Annotated in this window: 25 protein-coding genes and 2 pseudogenes; 13 read left to right on the top strand and 14 right to left on the bottom strand. The window is 56.8% G+C overall.

What is annotated here, in order from left to right; genetic code table 11:
• Positions 1 to 244 precede the first annotated feature (244 nt).
• The 3 genes and pseudogenes from ACWJKU_RS09000 to ychF form a co-directional block, all read left to right on the top strand.
• Positions 245 to 751, top strand: a pseudogene (locus ACWJKU_RS09000) (sugar phosphate nucleotidyltransferase); the annotation flags it as partial.
• A gap of 10 nt (positions 752 to 761) precedes the next feature.
• Positions 762 to 1,712, top strand: a complete 951-nt coding sequence (locus ACWJKU_RS08995) for a mannose-1-phosphate guanylyltransferase/mannose-6-phosphate isomerase (RefSeq protein WP_454147844.1) — start codon at positions 762 to 764, stop codon at positions 1,710 to 1,712.
• 27 nt (positions 1,713 to 1,739) lie between these two features.
• On the top strand, positions 1,740 to 2,831 hold the full coding sequence (ychF, locus tag ACWJKU_RS08990; protein ID WP_454147842.1) for a redox-regulated ATPase YchF: 1,092 nt from the start codon (positions 1,740 to 1,742) through the stop codon (positions 2,829 to 2,831).
• A gap of 1,032 nt (positions 2,832 to 3,863) precedes the next feature.
• Here the strand turns inward: ychF and ycaC are convergent.
• Positions 3,864 to 4,484 (bottom strand): isochorismate family cysteine hydrolase YcaC, encoded by a 621-nt coding sequence (gene ycaC, locus ACWJKU_RS08985; protein ID WP_454147840.1) that lies wholly within the window; start codon positions 4,482 to 4,484, stop codon positions 3,864 to 3,866.
• Between the two features lie 83 nt (positions 4,485 to 4,567).
• Positions 4,568 to 5,434, bottom strand: coding sequence for a pirin family protein (locus ACWJKU_RS08980; RefSeq protein WP_454147838.1), 867 nt, complete (start codon positions 5,432 to 5,434; stop codon positions 4,568 to 4,570).
• Between the two features lie 120 nt (positions 5,435 to 5,554).
• On the opposite strand from ACWJKU_RS08980, the gene ACWJKU_RS08975 reads away from it, so the two are divergent.
• Positions 5,555 to 6,460: a LysR family transcriptional regulator gene (locus ACWJKU_RS08975; protein ID WP_454147836.1), complete on the top strand. Its 906-nt coding sequence runs from the start codon at positions 5,555 to 5,557 to the stop codon at positions 6,458 to 6,460.
• A 130-nt stretch (positions 6,461 to 6,590) separates the two neighbouring features.
• Here the strand turns inward: ACWJKU_RS08975 and ACWJKU_RS08970 are convergent, their stop codons facing one another.
• From ACWJKU_RS08970 to ACWJKU_RS08960, 3 genes are read right to left on the bottom strand one after another with little or no spacing between them, the layout of a single operon-like run.
• Positions 6,591 to 7,352: an HvfC family RiPP maturation protein gene (locus ACWJKU_RS08970; protein ID WP_454147834.1), complete on the bottom strand. Its 762-nt coding sequence runs from the start codon at positions 7,350 to 7,352 to the stop codon at positions 6,591 to 6,593.
• Complete coding sequence (locus tag ACWJKU_RS08965) at positions 7,345 to 8,187, bottom strand: HvfB family MNIO-type RiPP peptide maturase (RefSeq protein ID WP_454147832.1); 843 nt, start codon at positions 8,185 to 8,187, stop codon at positions 7,345 to 7,347. Before ACWJKU_RS08965 ends, ACWJKU_RS08970 begins: the two co-directional genes overlap by 8 nt.
• A gap of 27 nt (positions 8,188 to 8,214) precedes the next feature.
• Positions 8,215 to 8,541: an HvfA family oxazolone/thioamide-modified RiPP metallophore gene (locus ACWJKU_RS08960; protein WP_454147830.1), complete on the bottom strand. Its 327-nt coding sequence runs from the start codon at positions 8,539 to 8,541 to the stop codon at positions 8,215 to 8,217.
• A gap of 272 nt (positions 8,542 to 8,813) precedes the next feature.
• On the opposite strand from ACWJKU_RS08960, the gene ACWJKU_RS08955 reads away from it, so the two are divergent.
• The 3 genes and pseudogenes from ACWJKU_RS08955 (at position 8,814) to ACWJKU_RS08945 (ending at position 10,146) form a co-directional block, all read left to right on the top strand.
• Entirely contained in the window at positions 8,814 to 9,218 is a 405-nt protein-coding gene (locus tag ACWJKU_RS08955) for a zinc-ribbon domain-containing protein (RefSeq protein WP_454147828.1), read from the top strand.
• A gap of 154 nt (positions 9,219 to 9,372) precedes the next feature.
• Positions 9,373 to 9,666: pseudogene (locus tag ACWJKU_RS08950) on the top strand (response regulator); the annotation flags it as partial.
• Between the two features lie 27 nt (positions 9,667 to 9,693).
• A complete protein-coding gene (locus ACWJKU_RS08945; protein ID WP_454148084.1) occupies positions 9,694 to 10,146 on the top strand; it encodes an Hpt domain-containing protein in 453 nt (150 codons plus the stop codon).
• A gap of 51 nt (positions 10,147 to 10,197) precedes the next feature.
• Here the strand turns inward: ACWJKU_RS08945 and orn are convergent, their stop codons facing one another.
• Entirely contained in the window at positions 10,198 to 10,743 is a 546-nt protein-coding gene (gene orn / locus ACWJKU_RS08940) for an oligoribonuclease (protein WP_454147826.1), read from the bottom strand.
• A gap of 153 nt (positions 10,744 to 10,896) precedes the next feature.
• Between orn and ACWJKU_RS08935 the strand changes: the two genes are divergently transcribed.
• Complete coding sequence (locus ACWJKU_RS08935) at positions 10,897 to 12,141, top strand: M48 family metallopeptidase (RefSeq protein ID WP_454147824.1); 1,245 nt, start codon at positions 10,897 to 10,899, stop codon at positions 12,139 to 12,141.
• Positions 12,142 to 12,225: 84 nt separating this feature from the next.
• Positions 12,226 to 13,098 carry a ribosome small subunit-dependent GTPase A gene (gene rsgA / locus ACWJKU_RS08930; protein ID WP_454147822.1) on the top strand — a complete coding sequence of 291 codons (873 nt, stop codon included), beginning with the start codon at positions 12,226 to 12,228 and terminating at the stop codon, positions 13,096 to 13,098.
• Between the two features lie 156 nt (positions 13,099 to 13,254).
• Here the strand turns inward: rsgA and ACWJKU_RS08925 are convergent, their stop codons facing one another.
• The 6 genes from ACWJKU_RS08925 to lptM are packed head-to-tail and all read right to left on the bottom strand — an operon-like array spanning position 13,255 to position 18,181.
• Entirely contained in the window at positions 13,255 to 14,289 is a 1,035-nt protein-coding gene (locus tag ACWJKU_RS08925; protein WP_454147820.1) for a DUF2333 family protein, read from the bottom strand.
• A 56-nt stretch (positions 14,290 to 14,345) separates the two neighbouring features.
• Entirely contained in the window at positions 14,346 to 15,269 is a 924-nt protein-coding gene (gene xerC, locus ACWJKU_RS08920) for a tyrosine recombinase XerC (RefSeq protein ID WP_454147818.1), read from the bottom strand.
• Positions 15,270 to 15,274: 5 nt separating this feature from the next.
• Positions 15,275 to 15,982 (bottom strand): DUF484 family protein, encoded by a 708-nt coding sequence (locus ACWJKU_RS08915; RefSeq protein WP_454147816.1) that lies wholly within the window; start codon positions 15,980 to 15,982, stop codon positions 15,275 to 15,277.
• A complete protein-coding gene (gene dapF, locus ACWJKU_RS08910; protein WP_454147814.1) occupies positions 15,979 to 16,809 on the bottom strand; it encodes a diaminopimelate epimerase in 831 nt (276 codons plus the stop codon). Before dapF ends, ACWJKU_RS08915 begins: the two co-directional genes overlap by 4 nt.
• A complete protein-coding gene (gene lysA / locus ACWJKU_RS08905) occupies positions 16,806 to 18,056 on the bottom strand; it encodes a diaminopimelate decarboxylase (RefSeq protein ID WP_454147812.1) in 1,251 nt (416 codons plus the stop codon). Before lysA ends, dapF begins: the two co-directional genes overlap by 4 nt.
• The gene (gene lptM, locus ACWJKU_RS08900) at positions 18,056 to 18,181 is read right to left on the bottom strand and encodes an LPS translocon maturation chaperone LptM (protein WP_454148082.1); all 126 of its coding nucleotides are present in this window, start codon (positions 18,179 to 18,181) and stop codon (positions 18,056 to 18,058) included. The genes lysA and lptM overlap by 1 nt, the downstream gene beginning before the upstream one ends.
• 172 nt (positions 18,182 to 18,353) lie before the next feature.
• Between lptM and mutY the strand changes: the two genes are divergently transcribed.
• Together mutY and ACWJKU_RS08890 are read left to right on the top strand one after the other, a co-directional pair.
• Positions 18,354 to 19,421 carry an A/G-specific adenine glycosylase gene (gene mutY / locus ACWJKU_RS08895; RefSeq protein WP_454147810.1) on the top strand — a complete coding sequence of 356 codons (1,068 nt, stop codon included), beginning with the start codon at positions 18,354 to 18,356 and terminating at the stop codon, positions 19,419 to 19,421.
• A gap of 61 nt (positions 19,422 to 19,482) precedes the next feature.
• Entirely contained in the window at positions 19,483 to 19,755 is a 273-nt protein-coding gene (locus tag ACWJKU_RS08890) for an oxidative damage protection protein (protein WP_454147808.1), read from the top strand.
• On the opposite strand, the gene ACWJKU_RS08885 is transcribed toward ACWJKU_RS08890, so the two are convergent.
• Together ACWJKU_RS08885 and rdgC are read right to left on the bottom strand one after the other, a co-directional pair.
• Positions 19,734 to 20,756 carry a L,D-transpeptidase family protein gene (locus tag ACWJKU_RS08885; protein WP_454147806.1) on the bottom strand — a complete coding sequence of 341 codons (1,023 nt, stop codon included), beginning with the start codon at positions 20,754 to 20,756 and terminating at the stop codon, positions 19,734 to 19,736. The genes ACWJKU_RS08890 and ACWJKU_RS08885 overlap by 22 nt on opposite strands.
• A gap of 10 nt (positions 20,757 to 20,766) precedes the next feature.
• The gene (gene rdgC / locus ACWJKU_RS08880; protein WP_454147804.1) at positions 20,767 to 21,693 is read right to left on the bottom strand and encodes a recombination-associated protein RdgC; all 927 of its coding nucleotides are present in this window, start codon (positions 21,691 to 21,693) and stop codon (positions 20,767 to 20,769) included.
• Between the two features lie 396 nt (positions 21,694 to 22,089).
• Here rdgC and ACWJKU_RS08875 point away from each other — a divergent pair, with 396 nt between their 5' ends.
• Positions 22,090 to 24,516, top strand: coding sequence for a Lon protease family protein (locus tag ACWJKU_RS08875; RefSeq protein ID WP_454147802.1), 2,427 nt, complete (start codon positions 22,090 to 22,092; stop codon positions 24,514 to 24,516).
• The gene (locus ACWJKU_RS08870; protein WP_454148214.1) at positions 24,509 to 25,270 is read left to right on the top strand and encodes a hypothetical protein; all 762 of its coding nucleotides are present in this window, start codon (positions 24,509 to 24,511) and stop codon (positions 25,268 to 25,270) included. The genes ACWJKU_RS08875 and ACWJKU_RS08870 overlap by 8 nt, the downstream gene beginning before the upstream one ends.
• The last annotated feature ends 116 nt before the right edge of the window (positions 25,271 to 25,386 follow it).

Genomic DNA, 25,386 nt, shown 5'->3' with positions numbered 1-25,386 from the left:
GGCGGTCAAATCGATGTTCGATCCGCCGAAAATTTTTCTGAGCGCCAAGATTTTGAACTGGATGTAAGGGCGGGCTTGTTTATTCTGAGGGCCATTTCAGTATAACGCATGTCGCGACAACCGATAGGCGCTGCGCTCAGTCGCAGACAGCGGACGCACACGAGGAGCGCAACCGGGGATGGCTAGGACTGAGCGGCCTCGGCTATACTCTCATCCAGCTAAGTGGTTTTTGTAGGGAAAGCGCATGAAGATTTCTGTTCAGGCTGTAGTGTTGTCCGGAGGGGCCGGCACGCGATTGTGGCCGTTTTCGCGGGAAGCTTATCCGAAGCAGTTTCTCTCGTTTATCGGGGACAAGAGTCTGTTTCAGGACACGGTTCATCGAATCCTCGGCATGGAGACGCCGGAGAGCCGCCTGGAGTTGTTGTCGCCTCTGGTAGTCTGCAACGAAATGCATCGTTTCATCGTGGCGGAACAGCTTAGGCAAATGGGAGTGGACGGGAGCGCCATTCTCCTGGAACCGATCGGGAAAAACACCGCCCCGGCAGTAACGCTTGCGGCTTTGCGTGCATTGGAGGAAGAGCACGATCCCGTCTTGGTGGTTTTGCCCTCGGATCACCACATCGGGAATATATCCGAATTCCGGGCGCGCATGTCGAAAGCGGTGGAATTGGCCGCGCAAGGCGCGATAGTGACCTTTGGCATAGTGGCTCGAAAGCCGGAAACGGGCTTCGGTTACATCCGCCGCGGATCGGAAACCGACGATGGCGTATTCGTTCTCGAAGGTTTCACCGAAAAACCCGACGCCCAAAACGGCCGCCGATTATCTGGCATCCGGCCGTTATTTCTGGAACAGCGGAATATTTGTCATGCGGGCCGGAATTTGGCTGGAACAAATCGGCCGGCATCGGCCCGCCATCCTCGATGCCTGCAGGGCGGCGCTATCCGCCAGCCAACACGACGGCGATTTCGTTCGCGTCGATAAAGACGCCTTTGCGCAATGTCCCAGCGACTCGATCGATTACGCCGTTATGGAAAAGCTGACCGCGGAAACGGAAAAAGGGCCTCGAGCCGCCGTATTGTCGCTGGACGTGGACTGGTCCGATCTTGGGTCGTGGCCTGCGCTAAGCGAAGTGAAACCGCGTGACGATTACGGTAACGTCTTGATTGGCGACGTTTTTCTCAAAGATACCAGGAATTCGTTGCTGTACTCGCAGAGTCGTTTTTTGGCGGCCGTGGGCATAGAGGACGTCGTAGTGATCGAAACCACGGATGCCGTTCTGGTGGCTCACAAAGATAGAGCTCAGGACGTCAAAGCGATCACGGAACATCTCAAGAAAGTCAACAGATCGGAGCACATGCTTCATGCGAAAGTTCATCGTCCCTGGGGCGACTATGAGTCGATCGATAACGGCTCACGCTACCAGGTCAAGCGCCTCACGATCAAACCGGGAGCGACGCTCTCGCTGCAAATGCACCACCACCGTGCGGAACATTGGATCGTGGTCAAAGGCACGGCGCGGGTGACCCGCGGCGAAGAGACCTTCCTTCTCACGGAAAACGAGTCCACTTATATCCCGCTGGGCATCCGGCATCGCCTTGAAAACCCAGGCACGATTCCTTTGGAAATTATCGAAGTACAATCCGGAAGTTATCTCGGCGAGGACGATATCGTTCGGTTCGAAGACCGATACCATCGCCTCGAATCCCAATAACTCACAGACTCTTAAAATTATTCACGTATGACGCTTCACTGCGGAATCGTGGGTTTGCCCAACGTAGGCAAATCCACCTTGTTTAATGCGCTGACAAAAGCCGCCATCGCGGCCGAAAACTATCCTTTTTGCACCATAGATCCGAATGTCGGAGTGGTTCCCGTACCGGACCCCCGTTTGGAGGCGCTGGCGGAGATTGTTAAGCCGGAGCGGGTCGTGCCGACGACGATCGAATTCGTCGATATCGCTGGCTTGGTGGCCGGCGCTTCCAAAGGGGAGGGGCTTGGAAATCAGTTTCTCGCGCATATCCGGGAAACCGATGCAATTGCCCATGTCGTCCGCTGCTTCGAAGACGAAGATGTCGTGCATGTAGCGGGGAAGGTCGATCCGATATCGGATATCGAAGTCATCAATACCGAACTCACTCTGGCCGATCTGGCTACGGTTGACAAGGCTTTGCAGCGTGTAGCGAAATCGGCGAAATCCGGAAATAAGGACGATTTGGCCAAAAAGCAGGTGATCGAAAAATTGCTGGAGCATCTCGATTCCGGCTATCCGGCCCGTTCTTTGCCGATCGACGGCGAAACCAAAGCATTAGTCAGAGATTTGCACCTTCTTACCATGAAGCCGACGATGTACATCGCCAACGTACGCGAGGACGGGTTCGACAATAATCCTTTCTTGGATCGGGTGCGCGCGTTTGCGGAAAAGGAGAGGGCAGTGGTCGTGCCGGTTTGTGCGGCTTTCGAAGCCGAAATTGCACAACTGGAAGATGATGAAAAAGAAGACTTTTTAATGGAAATGGGCTTGAAAGAACCCGGTCTGAACCGGGTTATCAGAGCCGGTTACCGATTGCTAAACCTGGCGACTTATTTTACCGCCGGAGTCAAGGAAGTGCGGGCTTGGACCATTCCGGTCGGAGCGACGGCCCCCCAGGCAGCAGGAGTCATTCACACGGATTTCGAACGTGGCTTCATTCGCGCCGAAGTGATCGCGTACGCTGATTTCATTGCATATCGAGGCGAACAAGGCGCCAAAGATGCCGGGAAATGGCGTCTCGAAGGAAAAGACTACGTCATGCAAGATGGTGATGTGGTTCACTTCCGTTTCAATGTTTGATACGGACGATCACCTCGCGGAAGTATGTCTCCTGATCGAGGCCATTGAGTCTGACCGTGCCGACCAGTCTGTAAATCGCGGCGGTTAGCTCACCTCGGCATCGGAACCAGCAAACGGTCAGTTCTCGCCGCCGAACGCAATAACATGCGCTCGGCGGCGTTGTCGTTTTCCAGACGGCCATCGTCTCAGTAGCGGATCAGCACCGTCCAAGTGGCCCCGGACATAGCGACCTGCATCAGCCTGATTAACGGCGAAATCTGAAGCAACTCGAGGCGCATTTCGTTGAGCGCACACCTCGCGCATCCACCAGCGCAAGTCTCGCCTGATCGCTTCGATTCGTCGAAACGGCCATAGACGGATGCTTGCAATGGCTCGTTCGGCGACCTCGAACTGCGACATCGGTAGAACTCGGATTTTCGTTTTCTTGTCATGGATGCACGCTCCTGAGTTGTCGAGCGTGCGAGATATGACGGTTTACGGTGGGTTTCGCCGTGAGTTAGATCACGGCGTTGCGTGGCGGGTTTTGGTATTTGAGCGCTTGCCATGTGGCCATGCCCAGAACCAAGCCAATAATCAAATAGCGCATAATGTATATTATGTTAAATTGAAAAAATGGGTGCGAATTATTCTTCATGGTTTGCTTAACCCAGGAAGATGAAATCATGCGGCGACAGCTTACCCCGTTCTTCATCCTGCGGTTTAACGCCGGTTACGGCGACGACCAAGAAGCACACGAACTGTGGATGGTCCAACAGTTCCGCGCGATCTGCACCGCATTCAAGGCATGCTATGTATCGAAACACGGAAAGCCATGAAAAAGTAAGTATCCCTCGGCAGCATCACAGGCTCAGTCGGTCCGAGCGCCTATCCTCCTGTTCCTGGTTGCTCGAAGCGGCGTCTCGCCCGCCCCACCGTCGATGCGAAATAACCTCGCGCCAAAAGTGCCGGTCCACGAAGTTTCTTTTTTGCTCATCGTATACTCGCCGAAAGGCAACTCAGCCGCGTGAATAAGCAGACGGGATTGAGCTTGTTTCACCGCTTCAGAGTGGTGTAGCTGGTGATCAGGTTGCGATAGTCGGGGATATGGCTCGAGAACAGCGCGCCTAGACCTTCGATGTCATTGCGCCAATCGCGTTGCAATTCGCAGGCGACCCCGAACCAAGTCATCAGTTGGGCCCCTGCCGCCGACATGCGATTCCACGCGGCATGCCGCGTGATTTCGTTGAAAGTGCCGGAGGCGTCTGTCACCACGAACACGTCATAACCTTCCTCCAGGGCCGACAAGGCCGGAAAAGCGACGCAGACCTCGGTGACCACGCCGGCGATGACGAGTTGCTTCTTGCCCGCGGCCTTGACTGCCTTGACGAAATTCTCGTTGTCCCAGGCGTTGATCTGCCCCGGTCGGGCGATGTACGGCGCATCCGGGAAGATTTCCTTCAATTCGGGCACGAGGGGACCATTGGGGCCATCCTCGAAGCTGGTGGTGAGAATGGTCGGCAGCTTGAAATATCTGGCCAGATTGGCTAAAGCCAGGACGTTGTTCTTGAACTTGTCGGGCTCGATGTCTCGAACGAGGGACAACAGTCCGGACTGGTGATCGACCAGCAGCACGGCGGCGTTGTTCTTGTCGAGACGAACGTAGGATTTGCTCATGATGAAGACTCCTTCTCTGGGGTTAAGCGGTGCCTAAGCACCGGCTGATGAATGTCTGGCCGCCGAAGGCAGCCGGACGGAAACTAGCTCGTTATTTGACCGAAGCGTCCGTTGTTGAAATCGGCGACAGCCTGTGCAACCTCCTGTCTGTTGTTCATCACGAACGGACCATAACCGACAATCGGCTCGTCGATGGGTTCACCGCTCAAGAGCAATACCACGGCGTCACTGTTAGCTTCGATGGAGAGGCTTCGGCCGGCCTGATCCAGCGCGGCCATCTGTGCATCGCGGACAACCGTGCTGCCGTTTACCGAGACGGTACCGCGCAGGACGATCAGTGCCGTACTCCATTTATCGGGTAATCGCAACTCGCTGATACTGTCTTGTGTCAGACGCACGTCCCAGACATGCATGGGCGAGAAGGTCCGGGCCGGGCCGACGCGGCCGTCATAGTCGCCCGCGATCACGCGCACCGTTCCGGCGCCGCCCGGCAGGACTGCGGACGGTATGTTCCGGTTGCGGATGGCTTGGTAGCCCGGCTCGGTCATCTTGTCCTTGGCCAGCAGATTCACCCATAACTGGACCATTTCCAGAACGCCGCCGGATTGCGTGAACGCCGGAGAATGGAACTCCTCATGCAGGATGCCGGCACCTGAGGTCATCCATTGAACGTCGCCGGGACCGATGATGCCACCTTGTCCCGCCGAGTCGCGGTGTGCCACCTCGCCTTTATAAACGATGGTGACGGTCTCGAAACCACGATGCGGATGCTGGCCTACGCCCCGCGGCTTGTCGGTGGGCGTGAAGTCGGCGGGTCCTGCATAGTCGAGCAGCAGAAAGGGACTGAGCTGCTTGCCGTGGCTCTGGTAGGAAAACAGAGAGCGCACCGGAAAGCCATTGCCCACCCAGTGGGGGCGTGGCGCGGTATAGACGCCGAGGATTCTTTTCATCTCGATCTCCTGATGTGTGATTGCGACGTGACGTTAAAAAGATACTTTCGAGACGATGATTCGTATAGTTTGCTAAATTGATCTTCATAGTTCTATTTTAAGAACGATAAAAGCCTACCCATGCAAGACCTGAATGACCTTTACTACTATGTCCAGGCAGTGGATCACGGCGGCTTCGCCCCGGCAGGCCGGGCGCTTGGCATGCCGAAGTCGAAACTCAGTCGCCGTATCGCCCTGCTGGAAGAACGGCTGGGCGTACGCCTGATCCAGCGATCGACACGCCACTTTGTCGTGACCGAAATCGGGCGCACCTATTACGAGCACTGCAAGGCCATGCTGGTGGAGGCCGAAGCGGCCCAGGAAGCGATCGAGGTGACGCGAGCGGAACCTCGTGGCATCGTCCGCATGACCTGCCCGGTCGCATTGCTGCATGCCCACGTCGGTGCGATGTTGGCTGAATTCATGGCCAACCATCCTCATGTGACGGTACACTTGGAAGCGACCAATCGCCGTGTCGATCTGCTTGGCGAGGCAGTCGATGCCGCCATTCGGGTTCGGCCGTCGCCGCTCCAGGACAGCGATCTCGTCATGCGCGTGCTTGCGGAGAGAAACCAATGTTTGGTTGCCAGCCCCGCTCTGATCGGGCGCCACTCTGTTCCGCAGACTCCAGCCGATTTGACGAACTGGCCCAGCCTGGGGTTGGGCGGTCCGCAGCAAGATCATGTCTGGAATCTGTTCGGACCCGGCGGGGCACGGGCCGCAGTCCACCATCGGCCGCGCTATGTCACCGGCGACATGATCGCCTTACGTAGCGCCGCTCTCGCTGGCGTAGGCGTCGTGCAATTGCCCGTGATGATGGTGCGCGATCAGTTGGTGGAGCATTCGCTGGTTCGGATAGTGCCCGATTGGGCGCCGCGTCGGGAGATCATCCATGCTGTGTTTCCATCCAGACGAGGCTTGCTGCCTGCCATACGGGCGCTGATCGATTTTCTGGCCGAGTGCTTTTCAGCACTCGATGAAGACTAGAAGGTCGATTCCGATGAATGAACGAAACGGCCCCGACAGACGCTCAATCAGAGTCGGGGCGTGGCGATGACAACTGAAGTGAAGGGCGTCCCGCCGAAGAGTCGATCCGGATAGTATCGGGGACGTTACGCTAGCTCGCCCCAATGATTCCGCGCTTGGCCAGAGCTTTCAGAATCACAGTACCGTGCTCGAATAAAGCTTGGGAGTCCCGATATCCGATTTCTCTCGCCACTCTCGACAGGCAGTCGACCGCGGGCATGGCGCTCTCTTCTTGAAGTATTTGGAGCAGTCGGTAGGTTACCGGATTGGTTTCCAAAAACTTCACGGCATCTTCGCGGTCCCGATATACGACCAGACAGGTCGGTTCTCCTGGCGGCTCGGTCGGTTGCTGTCCTGGACCGATCTTGTGCACCGGAAACCGGTAAGCCAAGGGCCAAGCAACCGCCGACAGGTAAATTGTTTGGTCCAGGGGATTCTCGAGCAAGCTTGCATTTTCCTGCGGCACTCCGCCTTCGGCGATGGCCAAGGCCAATTCGGTCCATTCGTAATGTGCGAGTTCCAGCAAATACGGAGGATCGTCAGAATGGCCGCCGCGTTCGTTTTGAAGATAATCGATAAATTCTTGAGTTATTTCGGCGAAGTATGGCGTTTTGCTTTGATGCTCGGCGTAGAAATCCTGCACTAATGCAAGCCATTGAGCCCGGCTGGAGATACTCTTGAGTACCGGAAAACCGCTGGCCAGAAAGTTCTCGATATTATTGAAAAACAGCTCGCGATAAATGCTCATCCGCCCGGCGTCGAGGCCAGGCGGCGGCGGGTTGTGATCGGGATTCCGAATGTATGCGGCAAACGCATATTGCACGCGCTGAAACAGCGGGATTTTTTCAGCCATAACGCCGGGCGGGTTGCGATGCAACCGCCTGAATAGCTTGAATTTGCCGAACTTCACGCAGAAGCTCGGACAAAGGGGGAATATTGAAGTCTCTTTCCAGAAGGGTTGGAAAAATCCCAAATTTTTTATAAGCCGTACTCAGTAGCTGCCAAACTGGGTCGATAACCGGCGCGCCGTGCGTGTCGACCAGAAAATCAGCCGCTTCGACGTAATGTCCCGCGACATGGGCATAAGCGATACGATGTGCTGGAATCGCACTCAAAAATGCTCCGGCATCGTAGCGATGATTGATGCTGTTGACGTAAATGTTGTTGATGTCCAGCAACAGATCGCAATCGGCTTCTTCCAATACCGCATTGAGGAAATCGATCTCATCCAGTTCCTTGCCGGGCGCGGCGTAATAGGAAATGTTTTCGACAGCTATCCGCCGTTCCAGAATCTCCTGAGTCCTAAGGATGCGGCCGGCTGTATATTTGATCGCTTCCTCGGTAAACGGGATTGGCATGAGGTCGTACAAATGACCGTCATCGCCGCAATAACTCAGATGTTCGCTATACAGGCGAATATGGTGTCGGTCGAGGAAAATTTTGAGCTCGCCAAGAAATTCTTCGTCAAGCGGCGCGGGTCCGCCCAGTGACAAGGATAATCCGTGACAGACGAAGGAAAATCGCTCGGTCAAGTCACGCAGCTGTTTTCCGAGTTTTCCGCCGATCCTCATCCAATTTTCCGGCGCGATTTCGTAAAAATCGACCGATTCCGGCGGATGCTCGGCGAGCGGGCCGATGAAAGCCCGCCTAAGACCGAGCCCGGCACCCCGAACGGCGTGATTTCTCATGGCCGGATTCAGGCAGCAAGAACGGATTTACGGTGTTTTCTGTTCCGTATCGGCGGGCGCGGCTTGGTCCGTTTTCATGCCTGCGCATTTGCCTTCCATAGCCTTTTTCTGCTGATCCGATTGTTGCTGCTTCATGGCGCCGCAATTCATTTCCGAAGACTTCGTCGTTTGTCCGCCGCATTTCCCTTCGCCGCACACCATTTCTTTTTGTTCTTTACCGGCCTCCGCCACTTGCACGTAGCCGTTCGCCAAATCTTTGATCGCGAAAGGATTTTCATCCGCATTGGCGACGGCGGATAAGGACGTTACAACGGCAGCCCCCATGACGGTCTTTATGACTTTTTTACTCATCATCTCTTAATTCCTCTCAATCGATTAATGCTATCGTGCGCCATGAGCGCCGAACAATTGGACCTAAGGATTCAACAAAGTTGCAGACTGCTCTCCAATGGCGGCAAGTGCTCACACGTTATTTCCATGACACATAGAACTTTGTTAACGCTGCTATTCTCACACAACAACCGAAAATTGTGCACTATCCGGTTCCGGGCACCACCTCTACATTCTGAAGCCCGGAGCGAAGAAAGCCGCGAAATCATGCCGGTTCTATCCCGGGTTCGGCTGATATGGCCAGCAACCGAGCATTGAGCTATTCTCTTGCTCCCGTAGGGGGTGAGCCGAAGCGGTCAGGCTCAAGACTTTCCCTGCCGATAGATATAGAACAAAGAATTCTGGGGTTCTTTATGATGTATTGCCGATATTGCGGAAAAGAGGTTAAAGATAAAGCAGTCGTTTGTACGGGATGCGGCCATCCCGTCGAAGGTATCGAAGGCAGGATGGCGGAAGGCGAATCGTGGAGTCTGCTGGTGATGGCCGGTTTGGTCGCGGGCACTTTATTCGTGCCTCCGGTGGGTCTCATTTTCGGAGTCATGGGCTTAATGGATGACGCGAAGAAGGTTCAAGGCGCGATTCTCACGACCACGGGATTTTTTATGACTCTCCTCATGACGGCCATCGTTCTCGGTTTGTAGCCGTCCTCCGAGACCGGTTGCGAAAACAGGCTGAAGCAGCCATTGCAGGGCTTCGGATCGAACAATTCTCCTTGTCACGAGCACACGCTGCTGATGCCGTTCTTATATTCAGGCTCAATCCTCCTGTCATAAATTCATCTAAAAAGGCCTGTGAATGTTCCGCTGCAAGAGATTCCTGGTTGTCGATGACAATGAAATCAATCGGATTCTTTTGAAGACGCAACTTTCCTGCTTGGGCGGACAAGTCATCGAGGCCGGAAATGGAGCTGAGGCCGTCGGGAATATCCGGGCGCAACATTTCAACATGATATTTCTCGATCTTCGCATGCCCGGCATGACGGGGTTCGACGTCATGCACACTATCCGCCGGGACGTCCCGGCGCTCAATCGCGATACGCCGGTGATCGCGGTGACGGCTCATGCGCTTCCTCGGCAGCGGAAAGAGATTCTCGACGCCGGGTTTTGCGGTTTTCTCTTGAAACCGGTCCTCGAAAAACAGCTTTTGAGCGTGACCGAAACCTGGCTGAGGGTTGACGCGGGCTCGCCGCATCCAGCCGCCCTGCCCGCTTCCGATTCGGTCGATGCGTATCTTGAACCGATCATCGAGAAAACCGGCGGCAATCGAACCCTGGCCAGAATGCTTATGATTAAGTTATCTCAAGAACTGCCGGAACAACTGGCCGATGTGGAGAAGGCGCTGGGTCGCGATGATTACCGCCAGGCCAGGGAAATTACGCACAAGATCAATGGCTCGGCAAGTTTTTGCGGTTTGCTCGGAATCAGAAATGCGGCCAGCGAATTAGAAACGGCTCTGATGGCATCATCCCCGAAGGATGCCCTGTGCCGCTGTTTTCGAGCGATGGGGAACGAGATTCGGACATTTCTTTCTAAGAAAACAGATTTCGTAGCCGCATTGATCGATTCGTGAAGGCCTCCTGGTAGTGCGGGCATGGGACATTCCGGGAACAACAGGCGAGTTTTAAAGCTTAAACAGGTGGTTTCGGTAATAGCGGAGCTCGCCGATGGATTCCAGGATATCGTCGAGCGCTCGGTGGGAGTTCTTTTTTCTAAAGCCGTCCTTGACGTGCGGCGCCCAGCGCCCCGCCAGCTCTTTCAAGGTCGATACGTCGAGGTTGCGGTAGTGGAAATAAGCTTCTAATTCAGGCATCCACCGGGCCAAGAACCGTCGATCCTGACAGATGCTGTTGCCGCACATGGGCGAGGCCCCGGCGGGCACCCACTGTTGCAGAAATGAAATCGTCAGTTTTTCGGCATCCGGTTCGGCCACGCGGCTCGCCCGGACCCTATCGATCAACCCGGATTCCCCATGATGCTTTTTGTTCCAATCATCCATGCGAGCAAGCGTTTCATCGTTTTGAAAGACGGCTAGCACCGGCCCTTCCGCCAAAACGTTCAGGTCTTTATCGGTCACTACCGTGGCGATCTCGATAATGTGGTCATTCTGGGTATCGAGGCCAGTCATTTCCAAGTCTATCCAGATGAGGTTCTGTGAATCACGCGCCATGATTGCCCTTTGTTGAGGAATGATGATGGTGGCGGAGGCTTGAGGCTCCGAATTTAAACGAGCGGTTAAAGGAAGCCATTAACCGAGAAATCTTGTCAGGGATTTTACCAAAGGCTAAGCTGTAAAACTGATCGAAACCAGATCCCGAATCCGATGAATACGTTTACCCTCCTGTTCCTCGTCATCCTCGCTCTTTCTTTCGCTGTCGAGTGGTGGCTGTCACGCCGGCAATTGGCTCATGTCCGTGCCCATCGGGATGCCGTACCCGATGCGTTCAAAGACACCATTTCTTTGGACGCGCATCAAAAAGCGGCGGATTACACGACGGACAAGGGACGTTTGGGCAATATCGATCGGATACTCGGACTGCTGATCCTGTTGCTGTTTACGCTGGGCGGCGGCATCGATGCCGTGAATCGGTTTTGGGCGGACTTCGAATTGTCGCCGCTCGTTACGGGCATCGGCGTCATACTCTCGACGATACTGTTGATCAATTTGCTGGAACTTCCCATAAGCATCTATCAGACCTTCGTAATCGAGGAGCGCTACGGATTCAATCGCAACACCCCCAGGCAGTTCATGACCGATCTGGTGCTCCAAACCGCATTGAGTTTGGCTATCGGCGCTCCGTTGCTGGCCGTCATACTGTGGATCATGCAAAGCGTGGGGAGCTACTGGTGGCTCTTGGCGTGGTCGATTGTGATAGGGTTTTCCATCCTCATGAGTTGGGCCTTCCCTACTTTCATCGCCCCCTTGTTCAACAAATTCACGCCGCTCCAGGATGAAACGCTGAAAAAGCGCATCGAGACTCTGCTGAGTCGGTGCGGCTTTAGCAGCAAGGGGATCTTTGTGATGGACGGTTCGCGTCGATCCGGGCATGGAAACGCTTATTTCACCGGCATCGGCGACAGTAAGCGCATCGTTTTTTTCGATACTCTGATCAACGCTTTGAGTCACGAGGAACTGGAAGCGGTGCTGGCTCACGAACTGGGCCATTTTCGGCGCAGGCATGTGTTGAAGATGCTTGTGGCCAGCGCCCTGATGACGCTGATCGGTTTCGCTCTGCTTGGCTGGCTGAGCGGGCAAGACTGGTTTTATGGCGGACTCGGGGTAAGCGACCGATCGAATTCCCTTGCGCTTCTCCTATTTATGCTTGTCACGCCGGCATTCACCACATTTTTGCAGCCGGTTATCGCTTATTTTCAGCGTCGTCATGAATTCGAAGCAGACGATTTCGCGGCGTATTACACCAAGCCGGCGCACCTCATCAGTGCGCTCGTCAAGCTTTATCGCGACAACGCCAGCACGCTGACGCCGGACCCGTTGTATTCCGCCTTCCATTACAGCCATCCGCCTGCTTCGATTCGTATTGCCAATTTGTCGGCCAAGCCTTCATAAGGCCGCAATATGAAAAAAGGGAGAAATCCCGGAACCAGAGCTTCAAAATCCGCTGCTTCGAGTTTCTTGCCGCAAGAGGGCCTGGTGATCGCTCACTTGGGACAAGGCTTGGCCGTGGAAGGGGTGTCGGGCGAAATAATCCTGTGCCACACGCGGAGGCGGCTGGGCTTGGCTGCGGTGGGCGATCGCGTATCGTGGGAACCGTGCGAAGGAAATCTGGGGCGGGTTGTGGAGATTTTGCCCCGCCGGACCGTGCTGACCCGCCCCGGCCATAACGAAACAATACGTCCGGTAGCCGCCAATCTGGATCGGATCTTCGTGGTCGTAGCCCCCGAACCCGAACCCGACTGGCTGTTGGTCGATCAATACCTCGCCGCTTGCGAACACCGCGGTCTAGGCGCCGAAATTATTTTCAATAAAGCGGATATGCTCGAGAACCGAGAACTGGCGGAAGGCTTATTGGCCGACTATCGGCGTATCGGTTATGCCTGCCTTCTGATCAGCGCCCGTACCGGCGAGGGGCTCTTGAAATTACGAAAGGAATTGGCCGGGCGGTGCAGCATGCTGGCTGGGCAATCGGGCGTAGGAAAATCGTCGCTCACGAATACTTTATTGCCGGATAAGCAACTTCTTACGCGAACCCTTTCCGAAAAAACGAGCTTGGGACGGCATACGACCACCACGGCCACTCTTTATCATCTTCCGGATGGTGGAGATCTCATCGACAGCCCAGGGGTTGCCGTTTTCGGCTTGGCTGAAATGAGCGTCCATGACTTGGCGGCCGGTTTTCGGGAGTTTCATCCATGGATGCCTCGATGCCGTTTCAACGATTGCAGACACGTCAACGACAAGGGCTGCGCCGTTCGGGAAGCCGTGGAAACGGGCGCCCTGCCCCGCTCTCGTTATGAGCGCTACCTGAAGCTGATCGAAAAGCTTCCGCCATCGCAAAGACCGTAGCGTATTAGGGCAGGTCTGGCCCCATGTGCTTTCAAGAAGGAAAGCTTGCATCGGCGGCTTTCCAATTCAGACCGCCGCCATGCCAAAAACCGGTTCGTCCAATGCCTTCGACTTGATCTGCGCCGAAACGCGACCCAAGTCGGAAAGAAGGCCCCGTTACCCCTGCTGCAGGAGACTGCGCAAGTCGATGGTCGCGGCGTTGGCTCTGGCAATATAGTTGGCTAAAGTCAGCGAATAATTCGCGAACAAGCCGAAGCCGCCGCCGTTGAGAATGACCGGACTCAAAAATGTCGCTTGGCCGTCCTCGAGCTCATGGGTGATTTGCTGCAATGTTACCGAGGCGGTTTTGTTGCCGAGGATGTCCCGGAAATCGAATTCGATGGCTTTGAGAATATGCATCGCAGCCCAAGTATAGCCGCGTGCCTCGAAGAACACGTCGTCGACAAGCAGCCAGGGCGTTCGGGTGACCACTGCGTGGTGATTTTCCCCTGCTTCGGGCGGCGCCGTATCCCCCGCGCTGGCGCTCAATCTGTTGGAAAAGCTTCCGAGCCGTTTTTCCAAAACCTCCAAGTATTGGCGCAAATTGTCTGCGCGAGAGTAGAAGTTGGCTTCCCGTTTCATCAGGCGCAAACGGTAGCTTTCGAGAGCTTCTATTCCCTTTTCGTATTCCGATTCCGACGACGGCAGCTGCCAGGATTTGTGGTCGAAATAGAAAAAAGGCTCGGCTTTTGCCAAGTCCGGATCTTCCCTGGACTGGGTCTGGGCGCGCGCAATGTTGTTGCGAAGCGCTGTGGTGGCATCTCGCAGAGCCGTCAGGGCGCCGTACTCCCACGAAGGAATGTTGTCCAGCAAGATCCCCGGAGGGAAAACGTCATTCACCAGAAAGCCGCCCGGCTTCTTCAGCAGCGTTTCGCCGATCTGGATCAGAGCGGATGTATACGTATATCCCAGAGGCAATTCCTTTGGGTTTTTGACGTTGGCGTGCGTCGCGGCTTCTTCGATAACGTCGAACTTACTTGGTTCCGTGCTCCAATACCATGTAATTCCGGCAAAAACCACTACTACAACGGCGACTAGAGCTCCGATTAGCCCAATGAGCCCCTTTTCCGCAGTCGTCTTGGGAGTGAACATTCCCTTAATCCGGGAAGCGAGTGATTCCGGACGACTTTCGGTTTGTTCTGGCACTAACATGAATAAAGCCCTTCAGCGGTTCTCCGAATTAAAGGATTATAGCGTAAAGGGTTTACCTAAGTCACAGACGAACCAAGACGCCGCTTTTTGGCGCGAGGATGCGACCGGTCGTATACCGTCGCCAGATATTGAAAATCGAGATGGGTATAAATCTGGGTCGTACTGAGATTGGCGTGCCCAAGCAGCTCTTGTACCGCTCGCAGATCTCCGCTCGATTCCAGTACGTGACTGGCAAACGAATGTCTGAGCATGTGCGGATGCACGTGTTCCGGCAAGCCCAGTTTGCGTTGCCAGCGCTCGAGGCGCAGTTGAATTGTCCGGCCGGCGATCCGGCTGCCTCGGCTGCTGACGAAGAGGGCCTTTTCTCCGGAGTGCGCGTAGCGCGACCGCAAGACCAGCCAGCGCTCGATGGCCTGGCGGGCATAACGGCCTACCGGCAGGATGCGAGACTTCTGCCCTTTACCGTGCCGAACCAATACGGTTCCGGCAGCCAAATCCAGATCCTGGAGTTCGAGCGAAACCAGCTCGCTCAAGCGTAGCCCCGAGGAATAGAAGAGCTCCCACATGGCCACGTCGCGAATTTCCAGTTCATTGTCCGGGGCGCCTTCCAAAAGCCCTGTCATCTGGTCGGCATCCAATAGCGCCGGGAGTTTTCGGGGTGACTTGGGCGGACGCACGCCGCGCGCCGGGTTGTCCGGAACCTGGCGTCGCTTTACCAGGAAATCGAAAAAACTGCGGATTGCCGATAGCTCTCGCTGAAGGCTGCGGCTGCCAAGCCCCTCTCGATGACGGGACGCGATATGCTCGCGAACGTGCCGGGAGAGCAGATCTTCCCAACGGGAGATGCCGTGAGCATCGCAATGGTGCATCAATTGCGCGAGATCACGGGAATAATTGGTGTGGGTGTGCGGAGAGACCCGCTGCTGAAATCGCAGGACATCGAGAAAATCGACGATCTGCTGTTCCGCGTCTCGATGCATGACGATCAAGCTAAGCCGGCCAGCAAGGATGCCAGCCGAGCGGAGACGATTTCGCCCAATTGTCCGAGAAAGTGTAGCCCCATATCGGTGTGGAAGCGGTTCGTGTTACGGCTGCCGATAGCCAGCAATCCCTTGAATCCGGCGTGCTGCAAGGGTATCAGCGCGAATGAAAGCGCTGCCGAGGCGTTGTCGCCGAACATGTACCGAGCCTGGTCCGGGTGCGGTTTTCCGCAATACGGTTTTCCAATCTCCAAAACCGGAGCGAAAAGAGCAAGCCCGGCATCGTCCGATGGCATGTAAAGGTCGGCTATCGGGCTCGCGATAGCCGGCTGCATGATTTTTGCCGTGACGAAATCGGCTTGAAAATATTCGTGCAGACTCCATGTCAGGCTTCCCAGTGCGTCCTCCAGCGTCGCGGCATCCAGCAAGGTCAGCGTCAATTGGTGGATGCGCTGGTGCAGCGCGTCGTTGTCGCGGGCAATTTGCAGAATATCGTTCAACTGCGATTTCAGTTGGCGGTTACTTTCCCGCAGAAGAGAAATTTGGCGCGATACCAGGGAAACGGCCTTCCCGCAAGGATGAGGCACATTCAGTATTTCCAGCAGTTCCAATTGATCGTGGAAGAAATCGGGGTGCTCGCGCAAATAGGCCTCTACCTCGCCGACCGACACGATCTTTTCTTCACGATGCTTTCTTGGATTAATCAAGCTCATAATTCGATTTCGCCCTCGAATACGCCAATGGCCGGCCCGGTCATAAACACCGGCCTTCCCCGTCCTTCCCAATCGATGTCAAGTGTGCCGCCGGGGAGATCGACCCGTACCGGACTGCTCAAATCACCCCGCTCTATGCCGATTACCGATGCGGCGCAGGCGCCGCTGCCGCAGGCCAAGGTCTCTCCCGAACCGCGCTCGAAAACGCGGAGCTTTATATGGTGCCTGCCGATGACTTGCGAAAAGCCGATGTTCGCGCGTTGCGGGAAGACTGGATGGTTTTCCAGCAGCGGTCCCAGAATATCGACCGGAGCGCGGCCGATATCGTCGACCACGAGCACGGCGTGCGGATTACCCATCGACACGGCGCCAAAAGACCAGCGCTTTCCGTCCGTTTCCGCTTCATAGAGAGCGGCTTCTTCTGTAATGTTCAGCGGGATTTCGGCGGGCGCGTGCCTGGGAACGCCCATATCGACGGTAATCAAGCCGTCGTTCCGGTGGATCAGGCGCAACTGGCCGGCATCGGTATCGACCACGATTTCATCCTTGTCGCACAAGCCGTGATCGCGAACGAATCGGGCAAAGCAACGGGCGCCGTTCCCGCATTGCGCCACCTCGCCGCCGTCCGCATTGAAGATCCGATAGCGAAAGTCGGCGTTTGCGCTGATCGGCGCTTCGACGACCAAGACCTGGTCGCAACCGATGCCGAAATGTCGATCTGCCATATGCCGGATCTTTTCCGGCGTCAGCGAAACATTTTGACGCACGCTGTCGATCACGACGAAGTCGTTGCCGAGCCCGTGCATTTTGGTGAATTTCAGTGTCATCGTTCCAATACGCGTTCGCCCTGGAAAAGCTGCGCAGCCGTCTCCCGCTCGCGGATCAGGTAGGCTCGGTCGCCATCCACCATGATCTCGGCCGGACGGGGGCGGGAATTGTAATTGGAACTCATGCTGAATCCGTAGGCTCCGGAGGAACGGACTGACAGCAAATCGCCCTCCGTAAGCGAAAACTCGCGCGCCTTGCCGAGAAAATCGCCGGTTTCACAAACCGGGCCGACGATATCGTAGATTTTCCTGGCCGCGCCGTCAGCCTGCCGGACCGGCACGATCTCTTGCCAGGAGTCATAGAGCGCCGGCCGGATGAGGTCGTTCATGGCGGCGTCGACTATCGCAAAGTTCTTCTCCCGGTTGGATTTGAGATATTCCACGCGGGTCAGCAGCACGCCCGCATTGCCGATGACGGCGCGGCCGGGCTCGACGAGAATCTCGTAATCCGTTCGAGTCAGCCGTTGCAATAGCGCGGACGCATATTCGCGGGGTTCCGGCGGCTGTTCGTCACGGTAGCGTATGCCCAGACCGCCGCCCAGATCCAGGTGATGGATGTCGATTCCCTGCTCTTTCAGTGTGTCGGCAAGCCGCAAGACTCTGTCGAGCGCGTCCAGAAAAGGTCTGACGGAGGTCAACTGGGAGCCGATATGGCAATCGATGCCCACGACGCGGAGATGCGGCATATCGACGGCGCGGCGATACTGATTCGGCGCCTCGTCGATATCGATGCCGAATTTGTTTTCTCGAAGTCCGGTGGATATGTACGGATGGGTGAGAGCGTCCACGTCCGGATTCACCCTCAGCGAGACCGGCGCCGTCGTGCCAAGTTCTCCGGCTATCCGGTTCAACCGGTCCAGTTCGCCCGGGACTTCAACGTTAAAGCAACGGATGCCGACTTCGAGCGCCCGGCGCAATTCGTCTTCGCGCTTGCCCACTCCGGAAAAAACGATCTTCGCCGGATCGCCGCCCGCGGCCAAAACCCGCTCCAGTTCACCGACGGATACGATATCGAATCCTGATCCAAGGCGCGCCAGGAGGTTGAGTACGGCCAGATTGGAATTGGCCTTCACCGCATAGCAGACGAGATGCGGCTTGCCTGCGAAAGCGTCGTCGAAAGCCCGCCAGTGGCGCTCGATCGTGGCGCGCGAATAGACATAGCAGGGCGTGCCGTAGCGCTCGGCGATGGCCGACAGCGGCACATCTTCGGCGTACAGCGCGCCGTCGCGATAATTGAAATGATCCATCAGCGGCGTTCTTTCTTCAAAGACGGATCTTCGCTGGGAAGGTAAAGCGGCCCTTTTTGTCCGCAGGCGGAAAGGACGAGACCGAGTACAATCAGAGAAAGCAGCGTTCGAAGCAAAAGAGGCATGATATTCGGTGTGTCGTATCGTATCGATGGGTGGTCCATTTTAATGGAAAAACCGCTTTGGCCCAATGCGCGACCGATGCCGAGACCGAAATTCCGTTCCGCGCGCCGTAAAGCATACGGATGCCCGATATTCGAAACCAACCGATCGATCACTCATTCGTTTTGATTTTGTATGCAAAATGAAGATTTCCAAGCGGCCGTTTTGACCTGGTTCGACCGATACGGGCGCAAGCAATTGCCGTGGCAAATCGACCGGACGCCGTATCGGGTTTGGGTCTCGGAAATCATGCTTCAACAGACCCAGGTCGCAACGGTTATCCCCTACTTCGAGCGTTTTATGGCGCGATTCGGAGATGTCGCCGCGCTGGCCGGGGCGTCTTCGGATGAAGTGATCGCGCTTTGGGCCGGACTCGGCTACTATGCGCGCGCCCGCAATTTGCACCGCGCGGCTCGGATAATCGTGGATCGGCATGAAGGCCGGTTGCCTCGCACCCTCGAGGAACTGAGCGCTCTGCCCGGCATCGGCCGTTCTACGGCCGGAGCGATTCTGAGTCTCGCATCGGGAGTGCGCGCGCCGATACTGGACGGCAACGTCAAGCGCGTCCTGTGCCGATACCGAGGCATCGAAGGCTGGCCCGGCGACGCCCGGATTCTCGCTACGTTATGGCAGATCAGCGAAGAATTGACTCCGGCGACCCGCGCGGCAGACTACAACCAAGCCATGATGGACCTTGGCGCAACCGTATGCACCAAGCGAACGCCGGCCTGTTCCGCCTGTCCGATCGGCTTGGATTGCGCGGCATTTCGGGCCGGGCGAGTCGATGCCATCCCGGCGCCGAGACCGAGACAGGTGCTGCCCGTCCGTCAGTGCTTCATGCTGGTGTTAAAAAACGCCTGCGGCGCGTTTTATCTGGAAAAGCGCCCGCCCGCGGGAATCTGGGGCGGTCTTTGGAGCGTGCCGGAGTTCGATCGCGAGGCTGAGGTGTTCGCGTGGCGCGCCAGGCGGGGTATCGATTTTTCCGAGCTTGAGCGCCTCCCGCGGCGCCGGCATACTTTTTCCCATTATCATCTGGATTTCGTTCCGCTGGCGGCTCGCACGAATTCCGAGTATTGCGGGATTGGCGAATCGTCGCCCTGGCGATGGTTCACGCCGGATCAAGCGGTCGGTCTTCCGGCGCCGGTGCTGAAGCTGTTGGAAGATATCGCCGCGCAACGAACGGCGAGCGCGAATTCAGAGTGAGCGCTCGCCGCGGTAACGAATCGAATCGGGTTCCATGATACTCATCAACGAGAGGTAGCTAATGACGCATCGGGTTAAATGCGCACGTTTGGGAATCGAAGCCGAAGGCTTGGAAAAACCGCCCTTCCCGGGGCCGGAAGGGCAGCGAATTTTCGACAACATCTCATCTCAGGCATGGCAGGAGTGGCTCAAACTCCAAACCATGCTGATCAATGAGTACAGGCTCACGCCTTTCGAGCCCGAAGCGCGAAAATTTCTGGCGAAAGAGCGTGAGAAATTTCTTTTCGGCGGCGGAGCCCAGATGCCGGAAGGTTACGTCCCGCCCAAGTCTTGAGCCGGCTCGGGAATTTGAGCCGGTTCGTCGGAAATCGGTTCGAGAGATTTCGAGATCACGACCGGAATGCCGGTCGGCTGCTGCAGGGCCTGTTTCAGTGCCGCGCCGTCGAGCACGATCCGCCGCCCGGCCGTTTTTTTCTGAATCATGTCCATAGCCGAATCGAGAAGCTGCTCGTAAGTCATGCGATCCTCGTCCAAAGGCTGATGGACTTCCATATATAAAGCCCCTCCCGACCAGCCCAGCTTGACCGGCTGATTGACCAGATGAACCGCGGTGCCCACGTTGACGAGCGGGTAAAGCCGCTCGATATCCTCCGGATACATCCGGATACACCCGTGGGTGACGCGCATTCCGATGCCATAGGCCTTGTCGATGCCCGTGCCGTGGATCAGATAACCGGGAACCCCGAGTCTCATGGCGAAGCGGCCGAGCGGGTTCATCGGCCCCGCCGGGACCACGTCGGGCAAAATATCCCCGTTCTGGGCGTGTTCTTTCTTGATGGATTCCGGCGGTGTCCAGGTCGGGTCTTTCACTTTCTGCGCGATCTTGGTGCCGCCCAAGGGAGTGCGCCAATCCATGCGTCCGATACTGACCGGATAAGTAATGACCTGCGTCGCCTTGGCTTTCGGTTGAGTCGGATAATAGTAGAGGCGCATCTCCGGAATATTGACGACGACGCCGGAACGCGGCGCGTCGGGAAGAATGAATTGGCGCGGAATCAATACTTCCTTGCCCTCGCCCGGCATCCACCGGTCGACCGTCGGATTGGCCATCACGATTTCGTCCTGGCCGACGCTGAATTCCCGGGCGATATCGATGAGCGTGTCTTCATGCTTCGCCTTGGTATATCGAATTTCGCCGACGAGGTCGCTGCCGTCCGGCGGAAGCGCTATGACTTCGGCCGTGGACGCCAGCGGAATAGTCAGCATGAGAGCGGCCGCCAGCCAGCCCAGTATGTGTTTTTCGATACTCGCCAGTTCGATCGTATTTCGCAGCATCGCGTTATTCCTATACCACAGGTTGTTTCGTTTGAAGATCTTCGCCGCCGAAGAGTTCCAGCAAGCGCGGCAGGAATGCCGCCAGCTCGAGGCTCATGACCGCAAAATCGGCGTCGAAGCGTTCTGCCGGATCGGAGGTTTCGACATCCGCGGCCTCTTCCTGAACCAAGTCCAGGAAACGGAGTTTCTTGATGCCCAGCGCCTCGTCGAGAACGAAGCTCAGGCGGTCATTCCAGGTAATGGCCAATTTGATGACCTCTTTGCCGGCCTCGACGTGATTTTGTATTTCCGGTGCGCCGAGGTCGTGGCGGCGGCAGCGCACGATGCCCCCGTCTTCTTCCGGAGACCGCAATTCGCACTCGCTTTCCAAGATGATATCGGACGGTAAATCGCTGTCCGTGAGCCAATGGGTCATGACGGCACTGGGCCGCTCGCGGGTCGCAGGAGGGACTACCGGCAAAGACCCGAGACACTGACGCAGCAGCGAAGCGATTTCCTCGGTTTTCTTGGCGCTGGCGCTGTCCGCAACGAGCCAGCCGCCCTTGGTATCGATGTAGGCATAGGTGCGCCGGCTATGGCTGAAGGCCCGCGGCAGCAGGTCTTGCATCACCTCGTCGCGCAGTGCGTCCCGCTCTTTCCGGCGCAGTGGTCGGCCTTGTCGGTCCTCGATTTCCGTCGCCCGCTCCGACAGGATTTCGTTGACTACCGAGGCGGGAACGATTTTCTCTTCCTTTTGAACGCAAACCATCAGAAAGCCATTGGCGGCGTGCACCAAGGGAAAGGTATCCTTGCCGAGCGGCGCGCACCAGCCATGACTGACGGGTTCCAGGCTGCCGCAGGGACGAAAGCGGCGCTGCTCGAGCTGTTGCCCGAACTCGGCGACATCCGGGGTGAACGGTTCGGTAAAGCGCAATAGGGACAGGTTCTTAAACCACATATTCGCAGACGATACTTAAAAGGCGCGAATTATCGCGACTAACGCTTTTTTTGTCATCAATCGTATCCGATTCAGAGCCGGACCATAACCGGAAAAACCGGGGTTACGGCATGGTCGCCAGCGCACGAGAGTGAGTATGGACAGGCTTTTTGCCGCGATTGCGAATGCCATGTCCCATACCCGCGTCCGGAGGACAGCCGAAGGAAAGGTCGTGTAGTATCGGCTTGTCGGGATCGGAGAATCGATCGACATGAGTCCGGCTCTTGATACCGTAAACGTCATGGAGTCTTCGAAATCTCCGATGAAACGGCTCGCAGGGCGGCAAAGGTGAAATTGTCGCCCTTGTCGAAATGTCCGATTATTTTTGACAATCCTTCCGAAGAATCGAGTAATTCTATGGACAATCACCGACAACCGCTCCCTACGAGCGTTCTCTACAAAGCGTGCAATCCGCGGGAATTCGACTTCTCCACCACCGACGAACTGGCGGATATCGGCGTGCTGATCGGCCAGGAGCGTGCGCTGGATGCGATTCGGTTCGGTATCTCCATTGCTCAGAAGGGATACAACATATTCGCACTAGGGCCGAGCGGTTCCGGAAAACTGGCTGCAGTCAAGGAAATCGTCGGCCGGGAAGCCGAGAACCAGCCAGTACCCGACGACTGGTGTTACGTGAACAATTTCGTCGAAGCTTCGAAACCCAAGGCGCTGAGATTGCCCGCAGGTCAGGGTCGCCGCTTCGCCCGCGACATGGAGCAGGTCATCGAGGAACTCAGCACGGTCATTCCGGCCGCGTTCGAGGGCGAGGAGTATCGCAGCCGCTCGGAGGAAATCGAGGAGGAAGCGAAGGATCGCGAGATCAATGCCATCAACGAGCTGCGCCGGAAATCCTTGCAGCACGGCATCGCTCTGATCGAAACGCCTACCGGATTCGCGTTCGCTCCGGTGGATGCCAAAGGCGAGGTGCTCGGCCCCGAACAATTCCAAAAACTCTCGGAGAATCGACAGCAGCAGATTCAGGAAGCGGTTGCGGATTTGCGCCAGCAGTTGCAGAAACTTTTGAAGCAATTTCCCGCATGGCGCAAGGAAGCAAAAGAAAAGCTGAAAACGCTGAATCGGGAAATTGCCGAGTTTGCCGTCAATCATTTGATGGACGATCTGAAGGTCCGCTATCAAGCCATTCCCGGCGTCGTTCAGTATTTGAACGAGGCTCAAAGGGAGATCATCGATCATGCGGAAGATTTTTTTCCGAAACAGGATGGCGGTATGGCGGCCTTGATCGGGCAGGTTCCCCGATCGAGCCCGTTTCTGCGCTACAAGGTCAACCTGTTGGTCGATAACGGCGAGCGCCGATACGCGCCCGTCGTCTTCGAGAGTCTGCCGAGCCACAACAATCTCGTCGGGCGCGTCGAATATCAAGCCTATATGGGAGCTCTGCTCACCGATTTCACGATGATCAAACCCGGCGCGCTGCATCTCGCCAACGGCGGCTATTTGATCCTGGACGCCCGCAAGGTGCTGATGCAGCCGTTCGCCTGGGACAGCCTGAAACGTATCATCGAGTCGCGCGAAATCCGTATCGAATCCCTGGAGCGGGCGCTGAGCGTGATAAGCACTTCGAGCCTCGAGCCCGAGCCGATTCCGCTGGATATCAAGATCGTTCTAATCGGAGACCGTATCCTTTATTACCTGCTCAACGTTTACGATCCGGAATTCCGCGAGCTTTTCAAGGTTTCGGCGGATTTCGAGGAAACGATCGATCGCGACGCCGACGGCAATGCGCTATACGCCCGCCTGATCGCCAGCCTGTCGCGGCGGAATCAATTGCGTCCTCTGGACAAGGCGGCGGTCATCCGTGTGGTGGAGCACGCCGCGCGTTTGGTGGAGGATTCGGAAAAGCTGTCCACCCATTTGCGCAGCCTGGACGATCTTCTCAAGGAAGCCGATCACTGGGCGGCGCAAGCGGAGCGCTCCATCGTCACGCGGGATGACGTGCAGACCGCCATCGACCGCCAGATCCGCAGGGCGGACCGGCTCCGCGAGCGGATCTACGACAACATCCGGCGCGGGACGATCTTCATCGACACCGAAGGCGCGGTAGTCGGCCAAGTCAACGGCCTGTCGGTCATCAGCCTGGGCGACTTTGCATTCGGCCAGCCTTCCCGCATCACCGCCACGACCCGGCTAGGCGCCGGCAAAATTCTGGATATCGAGCGGGAAAGCGAACTGGGAGGCGCGATTCACAGCAAAGGCGTCATGATTCTGTCCGGCTTCCTGGCGCAACGCTATGCGAAAACCCAGCCGTTCTCGGTGGCCGCCAGCCTCGTGTTCGAGCAGTCCTACGGTCAGGTCGAAGGCGACAGCGCGTCGGTGGCGGAGCTCGGCGCGATTTTGTCGTCATTGGCCGATTTGCCGATCCGTCAGTCGCTCGCGATCACCGGCTCGGTCAATCAGCACGGACAGATTCAGCCCATCGGCGGGGTCAACGAAAAGATCGAAGGCTTTTTCGACATCTGCTCGGCGACGGGGCTTAGCGGAAAACAGGGAGTCATCATTCCCAGCGCCAACGTCAAGCATCTCATGCTGAGACAGGACGTGGTCGAAGCCGCGGAGTCCGGAAAATTCCATGTTTATGCGGTCGACACGGTGGACCAGGCGCTGGAACTGCTGATGGACAACCCGGCGGGCGAACGCGACGCCGCGGGCGCTTTCCCGCCGGACAGCATCAACGGCCGCATCGAGAGACGGCTCAAGGAATGGACCGCTATTCAAAGGGAGTTCAGAAGCCCGGAAAAGACCGGAGAGAACGATAAACATGACTGAAGACACTCCCCTTTCCGAGCGTGTCGTCGTTGCGCTGAACGTGCTGCGCCACGATATCGGCATTCTCGAACTGGCGGCGCACCTGGCTGCGCGCAAGAAAGCCCAGCTCATGGCGCTTTATGTGGAAGAGACGGATCTCATCAACCTGGCTGAGCTTTCCTTCGCGATGGAAGTGGATCGCATTTGCGCCGCCGAGCGCAAAGTGGATCAGTTGCGCCTGATGCGCACCCTGCGATCGAGCAGCGAGCAAGTTCAGCAAGCGCTATATCGCCTGAACGAGCGACTGCAAATCGATGTCAGTTTCAGAACCGTGCGCGGACATTTCGTTTCCGCGGTGATGTCGGAGATCGAACGGGTCGACGTCGTTTTCCTTTCCAGGCGACGCGGGGCGTTTGGAAGCGGTACCCGCCAAAAGTCCTCGGCGAGCCCCATCTGGGTCGTATTCGACGGCTCCAAGGAATCCGAACGCGCCTTACAGATGGCCGCCGAATTGGCCGAGCTGGAATCCGGCCACCTGTATATCGCGCTTCCGGCAAAGACGGATGCCGAGTCGGAGGCGCTGAAACGGCAGACTTTGAAATGCTGCGTCCAAAGCACGTCCGTGCGGTTTGTCACCGTCCATCCGTTCGACGCTTCGAACCTGTTGCATTCGATGCGGCGTACCGGTTGCCGTTTGCTGGTCGTGAAGCGGCAAGACGGCGATTTCAGTAAAGCCGTCTCGGAGGCGGCAGCGTGCCCGGTCGTCCTGGTTTGACCGGCCGAGTCCGGACAAAAGACCGCGGAACGGCACATTTCGCAACCTTCGCTCGATGATCGCCGTCGGGCCCTGCGTATGCCGGGCGTGTACCCGGGCCGCGCCGGCAAACCCGA

The sequence above is a fragment of the Methylocaldum sp. MU1018 genome (assembly GCF_053646775.1).
The sequence above is the reverse complement of the archived record's forward strand: the minus strand, read 5'-3'. Positions and strand labels throughout refer to the sequence as shown.

What these genes read in the sequence shown, in the direction of transcription:
- ACWJKU_RS08915 (WP_454147816.1), bottom strand. Translation starts at nt 15,982, where the DNA reads ATGAGCTTGATTAATCCAAGAAAGCATCGTGAAGAAAAGATCGTGTCG.
- ACWJKU_RS08980 (WP_454147838.1), bottom strand. Translation starts at nt 5,434, where the DNA reads ATGAAAAGAATCCTCGGCGTCTATACCGCGCCACGCCCCCACTGGGTG.
- ACWJKU_RS08885 (WP_454147806.1), bottom strand. Translation starts at nt 20,756, where the DNA reads ATGCTGCGAAATACGATCGAACTGGCGAGTATCGAAAAACACATACTG.
- dapF (WP_454147814.1), bottom strand. Translation starts at nt 16,809, where the DNA reads ATGACACTGAAATTCACCAAAATGCACGGGCTCGGCAACGACTTCGTC.
- lptM (WP_454148082.1), bottom strand. Translation starts at nt 18,181, where the DNA reads ATGCCTCTTTTGCTTCGAACGCTGCTTTCTCTGATTGTACTCGGTCTC.
- ACWJKU_RS08935 (WP_454147824.1), top strand. Translation starts at nt 10,897, where the DNA reads ATGAATACGTTTACCCTCCTGTTCCTCGTCATCCTCGCTCTTTCTTTC.
- ACWJKU_RS08890 (WP_454147808.1), top strand. Translation starts at nt 19,483, where the DNA reads ATGACGCATCGGGTTAAATGCGCACGTTTGGGAATCGAAGCCGAAGGC.
- rdgC (WP_454147804.1), bottom strand. Translation starts at nt 21,693, where the DNA reads ATGTGGTTTAAGAACCTGTCCCTATTGCGCTTTACCGAACCGTTCACC.
- orn (WP_454147826.1), bottom strand. Translation starts at nt 10,743, where the DNA reads ATGGCGCGTGATTCACAGAACCTCATCTGGATAGACTTGGAAATGACT.
- ACWJKU_RS08960 (WP_454147830.1), bottom strand. Translation starts at nt 8,541, where the DNA reads ATGATGAGTAAAAAAGTCATAAAGACCGTCATGGGGGCTGCCGTTGTA.
- ychF (WP_454147842.1), top strand. Translation starts at nt 1,740, where the DNA reads ATGACGCTTCACTGCGGAATCGTGGGTTTGCCCAACGTAGGCAAATCC.
- lysA (WP_454147812.1), bottom strand. Translation starts at nt 18,056, where the DNA reads ATGGATCATTTCAATTATCGCGACGGCGCGCTGTACGCCGAAGATGTG.
- ACWJKU_RS08970 (WP_454147834.1), bottom strand. Translation starts at nt 7,352, where the DNA reads ATGGCTGAAAAAATCCCGCTGTTTCAGCGCGTGCAATATGCGTTTGCC.
- ACWJKU_RS08870 (WP_454148214.1), top strand. Translation starts at nt 24,509, where the DNA reads ATGACTGAAGACACTCCCCTTTCCGAGCGTGTCGTCGTTGCGCTGAAC.
- mutY (WP_454147810.1), top strand. Translation starts at nt 18,354, where the DNA reads ATGCAAAATGAAGATTTCCAAGCGGCCGTTTTGACCTGGTTCGACCGA.
- ACWJKU_RS08875 (WP_454147802.1), top strand. Translation starts at nt 22,090, where the DNA reads ATGGACAATCACCGACAACCGCTCCCTACGAGCGTTCTCTACAAAGCG.
- ACWJKU_RS08975 (WP_454147836.1), top strand. Translation starts at nt 5,555, where the DNA reads ATGCAAGACCTGAATGACCTTTACTACTATGTCCAGGCAGTGGATCAC.
- ycaC (WP_454147840.1), bottom strand. Translation starts at nt 4,484, where the DNA reads ATGAGCAAATCCTACGTTCGTCTCGACAAGAACAACGCCGCCGTGCTG.
- ACWJKU_RS08995 (WP_454147844.1), top strand. Translation starts at nt 762, where the DNA reads ATGGCGTATTCGTTCTCGAAGGTTTCACCGAAAAACCCGACGCCCAAA.
- ACWJKU_RS08955 (WP_454147828.1), top strand. Translation starts at nt 8,814, where the DNA reads ATGGCCAGCAACCGAGCATTGAGCTATTCTCTTGCTCCCGTAGGGGGT.
- ACWJKU_RS08965 (WP_454147832.1), bottom strand. Translation starts at nt 8,187, where the DNA reads ATGAGAAATCACGCCGTTCGGGGTGCCGGGCTCGGTCTTAGGCGGGCT.
- ACWJKU_RS08925 (WP_454147820.1), bottom strand. Translation starts at nt 14,289, where the DNA reads ATGTTAGTGCCAGAACAAACCGAAAGTCGTCCGGAATCACTCGCTTCC.
- xerC (WP_454147818.1), bottom strand. Translation starts at nt 15,269, where the DNA reads ATGCATCGAGACGCGGAACAGCAGATCGTCGATTTTCTCGATGTCCTG.